Annotated in this window: 6 protein-coding genes; 5 read left to right on the top strand and 1 reads right to left on the bottom strand. The window is 51.4% G+C overall.

What is annotated here, in order from left to right; all coding sequences use genetic code 11:
- Nucleotides 1-509: 509 nt before the first annotated feature.
- Nucleotides 510-2111, bottom strand: a complete 1602-nt coding sequence (locus Q8O92_01685) for an SUMF1/EgtB/PvdO family nonheme iron enzyme (GenBank protein ID MDP2982027.1) — start codon at nt 2109-2111, stop codon at nt 510-512.
- A 502-nt stretch (nt 2112-2613) separates the two neighbouring features.
- Here Q8O92_01685 and ileS point away from each other — a divergent pair.
- From ileS to Q8O92_01710, 5 genes are all read left to right on the top strand, one after another.
- On the top strand, nt 2614-5745 hold the full coding sequence (ileS, locus tag Q8O92_01690; GenBank protein ID MDP2982028.1) for an isoleucine--tRNA ligase: 3132 nt from the start codon (nt 2614-2616) through the stop codon (nt 5743-5745).
- A 320-nt stretch (nt 5746-6065) separates the two neighbouring features.
- Nucleotides 6066-7214 (top strand): pyridoxal phosphate-dependent aminotransferase, encoded by a 1149-nt coding sequence (locus Q8O92_01695; GenBank protein MDP2982029.1) that lies wholly within the window; start codon nt 6066-6068, stop codon nt 7212-7214.
- Nucleotides 7215-7595: 381 nt separating this feature from the next.
- Nucleotides 7596-8279 carry a hypothetical protein gene (locus Q8O92_01700; protein MDP2982030.1) on the top strand — a complete coding sequence of 228 codons (684 nt, stop codon included), beginning with the start codon at nt 7596-7598 and terminating at the stop codon, nt 8277-8279.
- 371 nt (nt 8280-8650) lie between these two features.
- A complete protein-coding gene (locus Q8O92_01705) occupies nt 8651-8968 on the top strand; it encodes a hypothetical protein (GenBank protein MDP2982031.1) in 318 nt (105 codons plus the stop codon).
- Nucleotides 8969-8990: 22 nt separating this feature from the next.
- On the top strand, nt 8991-10270 hold a 1280-nt coding region (locus Q8O92_01710; protein ID MDP2982032.1), incomplete at its 3' end, for an ATP-binding protein.

Below are 10270 nucleotides of genomic sequence, written 5' to 3' on the forward strand. Positions count from 1 at the left end.
GCAGAAAATTTCAGAATCGATGCCAAATTCCCTTGACCACTTTTTAAAACCAGGTAACTGTTTTAAAAAGTACTGATAAATGAGCGGGAAATCATTATTGGTGCGCCATTCATTGAATTCCGCTACTGGAAGGGACCAAAGCATTCGTACGTCAAATAGTGGAACTGACATTTCACTCACCTTTGTTCTTCATAAAAAACCGTCAAACCTTGTTTTCAATATGGCGGTCGATTGCGTTTTCCCATGCAGGAAAAATCACAATTCGCCCCTATCCATTATACTGCTTATTTGACTTTGCGTCAATTCCCCTCGAACAGGTGGATTGTGGCGTCCGGGCTTTGCTCGTTCTGTTTCTCCACAGAGAGTTGCCTCACGGCAGAGGGAATCAGGCTATCCTGATATTGAGTCAATCATAGAACCGGCTCCTTTCATCCGGTCAGTACACCAAAACATCTCGGACGCACCCCCTGCACACCCCACTTAAGTAACAAAGATCAGGGTTCAAGTGCTCAATAATTCTGAGGGGAGGCACGACGAACAATCCGGAAACCTGTGTTGTTGCCGTTGTCAGTAGCTCCATTCCGACTGGATGAACGGCAGTTGCCGTAGCTCCAACCACCTCCGCGTACTATGCGATCAGAACCTACTTGTACACCAGATGGATTGTTTTCGCTTCCACTCGGATACGTCCCGTACCTGTCATGACACCATTCCCACACATTCCCACTCATGTCATAGAGTCCAAACGGGTTCTTTGGATAACTCCCCACATTCACAGGATGGCCGATATAGCCGCTTCCCCAGTCATAGTTCGCTTTTGTACTACTGATCGTCCCGTCGTCTGTGCCGTATTTATACTGCTTTCCGCCCCGGCACGCGTACTCCCATTCCGCTTCTGTCGGTAAGTCCAAACCATAGTACAGTGCAAACGCCTTTGATCCATACCACGTCACATACACAACAGGCCAGTTCTCTTTCCCGGATACCACACTGAATGTTCCGCCGCTATACGTTATCCAGCAACGGTTCCCAGGAATATAAGATTCATACGTCCCCGCAATATAAATATACTCCTGCGCATTGTATGCCCCTTTCGCCCCCTTCACGCTCTCGCTTGTCGCCGTCACGTCCCCGCTCGCCTGCGCCTCGTTCAGATAATTCGCGTACTGCGCGTTCGTGATCTCGTATACGCTCATCTGGAATGAAGATACCGTCACCGTGTGAACCGGGAGGCAATTTGAAAGGTCCCCAACCTCATCCCCCATCTGGAACGTCCCGCCGGGAATAGAAACAAAAGAAATACCGGTTGAGTCTTTGGCGGTAAAATCCTGAGTCACATTAGCCGTCACGTTGGTGAAGGTCTTGCTTGGGGGATTGAATACATATCCCCTTTTTGAGGGTGTTACCGTGTAATTCCCTCTATAGATAACTGTGAAAGAGTATGTTCCGCCGCTGTTAACCGTCTGGGTATCTGAAGCATCTCCCGAAAGGGTTACGGTGACTACATTCGCACCGGTCACCGTGCCTGAGAGGGCAAACAAAGGTATCGCCTCGAAATTCTGAACATGATTTGCGACCAAATTTTCTACTTTCGTATTTTGAGGAGTGAAAACGTACCCTTTTTTGTTCGGCGTTACCGTGTAAGTGCCAAAAGCGGGCACGTTGAAAGAGTATGTCCCCCCGCTCTTTGTCACCATCCAGGTGGCTGATGAGCCACCGGAAAGGGTGACTGTAACGCTATCCGCCCCGGTAACTGTGCCGGAGAGTGTATAGGATGCAAGTTTCGCATCGAAATTCTGAGTAAGATTTGTGGACAGATTCTTTATAGTATTATCGGAAGGGGTGAAAGCGAACCCGCTCTTTGAAGGGGTTATGGTATATGTACCGCCCGTCGCCAAGGTGAACGAGTATGACTCTCCGCTTTTTTTCACAGTCCAGGAGGCGGATGCATCACCCGAAAGGGTCACGGTAACACTGTCCGCGCCTGTAACTGTGCCAGAAATGGTATAAGTATCCTCAAGAGGGGCGGTTGGTGTCTTGGATCCTTTTCCGCAGGAAAGTATCAATACAAAGGAAAGAAGTAAGAAGGCCGAAAGCGCGATTCTCTTCACGGTGTAATCCTCCTTCGTAGGTGGATTGACGCCTTTTTCCAGATATATCTATGTGCAGTTACAATATATATTTTCTTCCATTCCGTTCACAACCGGTTACATTTTGTAACCATTTCAACCGGTGACAACTTGTCACCGTTTCACTTCCATCTTTCTTCAGTCGGTTATATTTTGTTACCGACTGAAATAAATATAAATATTTTCCCTTGTCAAGAGCAAAGTAACAAATGCTTTAATTGCGCCCCTCTCCTGGCCAGGAGAGGGGATCAAGGGGTGAGGTCTCTCTTGCAATCTCCTACAATAATTTCTATATTATTGTTTTATCTTTTAATCTAAGGAATTCCACAGATATTGCATTGTTAAGCCCCCTTCCGTCACTTTGTGACACCTTCCCCCGTACCGGGGGCAGGTAACATCAGAGACGAAACGGCTTCCCTTGCCCTCCGGAACGGGGGAAAGGGACAGAGGGATAGGGGCATTAAGGAGACTTATTATCGTGAATATGGAGAAAGAAAAAGAGACCGTGTTCGAGCCGGTATCACCAAAACCCGATTTCCCCAGGCTGGAGGAGGAAATCCTCAGGTACTGGAAAGCGGACGGCACATTCGAAGAATCGGTACGGTTCCGGAGAGCGGGCGGCCGCGATTTCGTGTTCTATGACGGGCCGCCGTTCGCCAACGGTCTTCCCCACTATGGCCATGTCCTCACCGGCTATGTGAAGGATGTGGTGCCACGCTACAAAACCATGCAGGGTTATCATGTGAGCAGAAGGTTCGGGTGGGACTGCCACGGACTCCCCGCCGAAATGGAGATGGAGAAGGAGGCCGGCATCCACGGCCGTAATCAGATAATCCGGTACGGCATCGCCCGGTTCAACGAAGGCTGCCGTACCCTCGTGATGAAATATGTGGATGAGTGGGAGCGCATTGTAACCCGTCAGGGAAGATGGGTCGATTTCAAGAATGACTATAAGACCATGGATGTCGATTTCATGGAAAGCGTCCTCTGGGCCTTCAAATCCCTTTACGACCAGGGCCTTATCTACCAGGGCTCACGGGTTCTGGCGTATTGCGCACGGTGCGAGACGCCTCTTTCCAACTTCGAGACACGCATAGACAATTCGACCCGCCCAAAACAGGACCCTTCGATCACCGTGCTGTTCCGCCTCCATGATTCCGACCGTCTCCCCAAAAACACTTCGCTTCTGGTCTGGACCACCACTCCCTGGACGCTGCCTTCGAACCTGGGAATCGCGGTGGGGGCGGACATCGAGTATGCCATTTTTCGCGAGGGTGGAGAGCACTATATCATCGCTGTGGAGCGTATCGCCGCTTACAAAAAGCAGCTTGAAAAAGCGGAACGGATCGGAACGGTAAAAGGCTCGGCCCTGGCCGGGCTGTCCTACGAGCCGATGTTCCCGTATTTTGCGGAAACGCCGAATGCCTTCCGGATCATGTCAGGGGATTTCGTGACCACCGAGGACGGCACCGGAATCGTCCACACAGCCCCCGGATTCGGCGAGGATGACCAGAAGCTTTCCGATGCGCATGGCATCCCCACCATCGCCCCGGTGGATTCCCAGGGACGGTTTGACGAGCGCGTACCCGACTACCGGGGGCAGAATGTGTTCGACACCAACCGGGACATCATCCGCCGTCTACGGGAAGAGGGGAAACTTGTCAGGCACGATACCATCGAGCATAACTATCCTTTCTGCTGGAGATGCGACACCCCGCTCATTTACCGGGCTTTCCCGTCCTGGTATGTGGCGGTGACCCAGATCAAGCAGAGGATGCAGGAGCTGAATCAGCAGATCAACTGGATTCCCGAGCATATCAGTGACGGCCAGTTCGGACGCTGGATTGCCGAATCGAGGGACTGGTCCATCTCACGCAACCGGTTCTGGGGAACGCCCATCCCGGTATGGGAGTGCGACGGCAAATCCTGCAGCCATGTTGATGTCTACGGTTCCATCGCCGATATGGAGCGCGATTTCGGAAAAAAGGTCGCCGATCTGCACCGTCCCCATGTGGATGAGCTGACCCGTCCCTGTCCCGAATGCGGCGGAACGATGCGCCGTATCGAGGATGTCCTGGACTGCTGGTTCGAGTCCGGTTCCATGCCCTACGGCCAGGTGCACTACCCGTTCGAGAACAAGAGCTGGTTCGAGAAGAATTTCCCGGCGGATTTCATCGTGGAATACATCGCGCAGACCCGGGGATGGTTCTACACGCTTATTGTACTCTCCACCGGGCTGTTCGACAAACCTGCGTTCCGGAACAGCATCTGCCACGGCGTCGTGCTCGACGAGGTAGGACTGAAACTTTCCAAACGGCTGCGCAATTACCTGCCGCTGGATGACGTGTTCGACTCACTCGGCTCGGATACCCTGCGCTGGTTCCTCATGAACAATTCCATTCTGCGCGGCGGAAACCTCCAGATGGACCGCGAGGGCAAAGCGGTCGCCCATGCCCAGAAAGGCGCCTTATCTCCCCTCTGGAATTCCTATTACTTCCTGGTGCTTTATGCCAACATCGACGGGTATATGCCCGCTCTGAGCTGCGCCTCCACCCATGAGATGGATGTATACATCCTCTCCAAGCTCTCGGAGACACTGAACAGGGTCACCATGGACATGGACGCTTACGATATACCGGACGCCTGCGTCCACATCGAGGAATTCATGGACATCCTGACCAACTGGTACATCCGCCGTAACCGCCGCCGTTTCTGGAAAAGCGAATCGGACACAGACAAGCAGGACGCCTATGACACTCTCTACACGGTGCTGGTCACACTTACCAGGATGGTCGCGCCGCTCCTGCCGTTCACCGCGGAATCCATATACCGCAACCTGACCGGTGAACGCTCGGTGCACCTCACCGACTGGCCTAACCCCTCGGAGCTTACCATGAACGCTGACATCCTGAAGCGGATGGACACCGTGCGGCGGGTCTGCTCCCTCGGCCATGCGGTTCGTCACCAGAACCGCCTCCGGGTGCGCCAGCCCCTGCGCGAGGTCATCCTGGCCGGCGGCGATTCCCGCCTGGCGGAGAAGTACGCCGACATTATCGAGGACGAGTTGAACGTCCGCAAGGTGAGCTTCACCGATGATGTGGGCGAGATGGGCCGTCAGGAGATTGCGGTGGATTCCCGGCTTTTAGGGCCTCGTCTCGGGAAAAAGATGAAGGAGGTGCTGACTGCAGTCAAATCAGGGAATGTCCGGGTACAGGGCGACGGTTCCCTTCTGGCCGCCGGAGAGACCATCAATTCCGGTGAATACGAGCTGAGGATATTCGCCCGGGAAGGCCGCGCCTGTATGTCGGACGGCGGCCTGTTCGTCTGCCTCGATCTTTCCCTCGACCGTGAGATGGAGCTCGAAGGACTGGCCCGCGATGTGATCCGCATGGTGCAGAACGCCCGCCGTGAGGCCGGCCTCGTCCCGGACGAGCGCATCCGTCTTGGACTTGGGGTAACGAACGACCTGAAAGAAGCGGTCGGAAAACACCGGGACCTTATCCAGAGCGAGGTGCTGGCGGTCGAGCTGACCTCAGACGAAATCCCGGATGCGGTATATACCGAGACTGTGGATATTCAGGGCGAAGCTATGGATATTCGGATCGGGAGGAAGTAAAATACTCTTTTGCAGTCGTCGAATTGTAAGAAGAAGTATCGATGTCGATGCCCGGCGCATTTTTCTGTATTTTTTCTTTACCGGTAAAAAGTATTGTTACTTTCTCTGCTTTTTAATATGACATTATTCTAAACTCGTTTCTGGATCTAATTCCTCATACTTTGTGCTCGGATGTATCATCAAATATACTTCAAGTATAGTGCGCCTGCCAGAAAATATCCATAATTTAAATTTTCAATTTTAACCTTGATTGACTATCTGTTAAATTGTTATGTTATAAAGTTATCTTTATACTATGAATCTCAACAAAAAGGAGAGAAATGAAAGCATTCAATCATTTGACCAGCAGCATGCCCTCATCGGGTATTCGAAAAATAATGGGCTTGAGCCAGGATATAGAAGGGTGCATCCACCTCGAGGTGGGTCAGCCCGATTTCAAAACTCCAGAACATGTTCTTGAAGCCGCCGCCAGGGCCGCCATGGACGGGTTTACCCGCTACACCCCCAGCGCCGGAATCCCGGAGCTCCGCGAAGCGATCGCCAAAAAAGTGAATGAAAAGAACGGCATTCCCATCGGCCCGCAGAATGTGGTAATCTCCCCCGGGGCGGTATGCAGTATTTTTACCACTATGTTGGCGCTGGTCGAGCCGGGAGATGAGGTGCTCATTCCCGATCCGGGCTGGCCGAACTACATGATGCAGATGGGCTGCCTTTCGGCGAAGGGGGTGCGGTATCCTCTCGATCCCTCGCACGGCTTCCAGATCGATTTCGAGGCGCTGGAAAAGCTGGTGACCCCGAAAACCAAGCTCATCATGATCAACACCCCCGGCAATCCCACCGGCGCGGTGTATCCGCCTGAGGCTGTGAAGGAGATCGTGGAGTTCGCCCGCGTTCACGATATCTTTGTCATTTCCGATGAAGTGTACGAAGAAATCCTTTTCGACGGCAGGCACACCTCCACCGGATTGTATGACAGGGACGGCCGGGTGGCCACGGTATTCGGATTCTCCAAAACATACGCGGTGACCGGTATGCGGGTCGGCTACACGGTGGCCCAGAATGAAAAGCTCGTCCAGCTTGTCACCAAGCTTCAGGAGCCGGTCATCTCCTGCGCCAGCGGCATCTCGCAGAAAGCCTGCCTGGCCGCCCTTCAGGGACCGCAGGAACAGTTCGCCGAGATGGTGAAAATATACAAGCTGCGGCGCGACAAGGTGGTTACAATCCTCCGGGACAAGGGGCTGTACCTCTACACCCCGTGCGGGGCGTTCTACATTCTAATCGACATCTCCAAAACAGGGATGAATTCCACCGATTTCGCAGTCGATCTTCTCAAGGCGAAAAAGGTGGCAGTCGCTCCCGGCGAGACATTCGGCGCCACCGCCGATTCGTTCGTGCGCATCTGTTTCGCAACCGACACCGACCAGCTCGTTGAGGGGGTGAACATCCTCTGTGACAGGATAAACGGGTAAAAAGCCCCACCCCCGGCCCCTCACCCGCAAGCGGGCGAGGGGTGACCCAACATCACCCAGCCCTGCTGGGCTTCCGCAGTTGGTGAGTAAGGAGCTTTGCGGATAAACTCACCCCATAATCCCCTTGTATGTTACAAAGAGGGAGAGGGAGAAACCCCTCTGCTACTTATAAACATGTTATTATGAAAAAAATACTTTGGTGACGATTCCTGATTCGTGGAAAATGCTTTACTTTTTGAAGACCTTTCCATATTATTTTCATAGATGATTTGCTCCTCAGATGCCGAAACAAGTTCGGCATGACAAAACAAAGCGTCACCCTGAACTTGTTTCAGGGTCTAAAAACGGAACCACTTTTTCACAAGCTTGGAGGGATACTGTATGTCTCGCAAGCAATCCAAAGCGAAATGCTCGTATTGCGGAGCAGAGTACGCCAAGAATGGAATGACCAAACACCTTGCGGCCTGCGAAAAGCGTCAGGAAGCCATCCGAAAAGCCGAGCAGGGGAATACCAGGAGCGAAACACTGTATTATGTCCGTGTTCAGGACGCCGGACCGGGTATCTACTGGCTGGAACTGGAGATGCGTGGGCCCGCCACACTGAAAGACCTTGATTTCTATCTTCGCACCATCTGGCTGGAGTGCTGCGGACACATGAGCCAATTCTCTGTGGGAGGATGGAGCGGAGAAGAAATTCCCATGAGCCGTAAAGTTGATGCTGTGTTCAAGCTCGAGCATGAGCTGACCCATATTTATGATTTTGGGACTTCATCGGAAACATTGATAAAAGTGATCGATACGCGCGTTGGAAAACCGCTCACCAAACACCCCATCGAACTCATGGCGCGCAATCTGACGCCGGAGGAAGAGTGCATCGAGTGCGGAAAACCGGCCACACGGCTTTGCCTGGAATGCCTGATCGAAGAGGATGTGTGGGGAGTGTTGTGCGAAGAGCATATAAAGAAACACCCGCATAAGGAGAATTACGGCAAACCTATGCGCATAGTGAATTCGCCCCGGCTGGGTTTGTGCGGGTATGACGGTCCGGCGAAACCGCCGTATTGAAAGAACTCACCCCCTTGATCCCCCTCTCTTGAAAATAGAGGGGGGAACCCAACTGCTTCTTATAAACATGTTATTTATGAAAAAAAGAATCCGGTTATGTCATTTGGTAAGTATTTTTGAAAATATTACGCCATGATTGCACATTTAGATCCTTAAACGAGTTCAGGATGACACGTGTCATGCCGAACTTGTTTCGGCATCTATATATACGATCACGAACCTTATCTAATGGCATACCCGGATAAAAGAATACGTCGGTGACGATTCCTGATACGTGGAAAATGCTTTACTTTAGTGAAGATGGTGTTATATTGTGCCAATTGGTAATACTGAAGAGATTTTTCCTTGAATACTGATAAGGAGTACATACTATGAATGCCGACGTCCAATCATGGGAACAACTTCTCTTTAACGCCGCTATAGGCGCTCTGGAAAGCGAAAGCGTAAAAAAGGTGATGAAAGTCGTCGGCGATAAGTTTCATACTATGGTGAAGCATAAGGATAACGAAAACGAACTGCGCAATGCCGTGAGGGAAGCGCTTACCGACAAACAGATAACCGCAGCCCTCGAAAAGGAATTCCCCCAAATCAATCAGCAAATCAATCAGCAAATCATTCAGCACCATTACGGGAGCGGTAACAACATCGGTTCGATTTCTCATTCCGGAAGCGGCGACATTAAACTTTAACCGATAATCATGGACCGGGGATATGACATACGAACAATCCCATCGGGGGACCGGAGACAACATTGGGGAGATACGGTTTGAAAGGCCGGTAAAGGTAAATATCGGCGTTAACGAACCCTCCCGGCCGCATTTCCCCATTCCACAACCCACGCAGCGCTTCATTGGCCGCGACGAGGACCTTTCGGAACTCCATGCACTGCTTTCGGAGAACGATATCGTTTTCCTCAACGGCGTCGGCGGCATCGGAAAAACGACTGTCGCGATGGAATACGCACGGCGATATGGGAAAGAGTATAATTCGCTCGTATGGCTCGACTATCATGATTCCTTCCGTCTTTCATTACTTTCGCTCTCCCCGTGTTTCCAGTTCTCCGAAGAACCGAAAGAAATCATTGAAATTATTATTTCCGAACTCTCACGGTATGAGGGTCTAAATCTCCTCATCATAGACAATTTCTCGGTGGAATCGCTGAAAGGAGAGGAGAAAGAGCGCGAAATCTCCTTTCTGCAATGTCAACTCCCCAACTTCAAAAAACTCATCACCTCCCGCGAAGAGAAACCCGGCGATTTTGTCAAACCCAAGCTGCTTGACAACCTCCCTCCCGATTACGCCGAAGCGCTGTTCCGTGAGTTCTTCAAGGGACAGTATAATCCATCAATCCTCACACAGCTTTTCACTCTTATAGAATACCATACCCTCACCATAGAACTCATAGCGAAAACATTGGCTGGATCACACGGCGCGGTGACGCTCGGACAATTGTATTCGATTTTTAAGGAGAAGAAATTCGACACACCATCCGGGTCAGTCAAAACGCACCTCGATTACCGGAATAGTGAGCTTCAAATCAATACCTATCTCGGCGAGTTATTCCATCTGGCCGACTTACTGGAAACCCACCTCTTCCTGATGAAAAAATTCTCCGTACTGCCGCCGTCCGATATACCGAACGCCACACTCTTCGATCTTCTCACATCCGATGGGGAATCATCGGATATAAGTGATAGCATCAACACCATAAACGACCTCGTCGCACGCGGCTGGCTCACCCAATCGGAGAAAGGCGTCACCTGCCATAGAATAATCCGCCAGTACATCCAATTACATGCCAAACCTGCTTTTGAAAATGTACAAGACCTGTTTTTGAACATCACAGAGAAATTATCTTACCGACCGGAAGAAAACCCGCTTGAAAGGATCCCTTGGATCGATTTTGCTGTTTCTCTGCTGGAAGCTTTTCCTGAAGATCGGGAGGAAACCGCAGGATTATCAAGCTACGTCTCCATTATTTATCAGGCGTT

This window comes from Candidatus Latescibacter sp., assembly GCA_030692375.1.
Taxonomy (GTDB): Bacteria; Latescibacterota; Latescibacteria; order Latescibacterales; family Latescibacteraceae; genus JAUYCD01.

Bases quoted from the DNA above. Each gene is read 5' to 3' on its own strand.
- ileS (MDP2982028.1), top strand. From the start codon at position 2,614: ATGGAGAAAGAAAAAGAGACCGTGTTCGAGCCGGTATCACCAAAACCC.
- Q8O92_01695 (MDP2982029.1), top strand. From the start codon at position 6,066: ATGAAAGCATTCAATCATTTGACCAGCAGCATGCCCTCATCGGGTATT.
- Q8O92_01700 (MDP2982030.1), top strand. From the start codon at position 7,596: ATGTCTCGCAAGCAATCCAAAGCGAAATGCTCGTATTGCGGAGCAGAG.
- Q8O92_01705 (MDP2982031.1), top strand. From the start codon at position 8,651: ATGAATGCCGACGTCCAATCATGGGAACAACTTCTCTTTAACGCCGCT.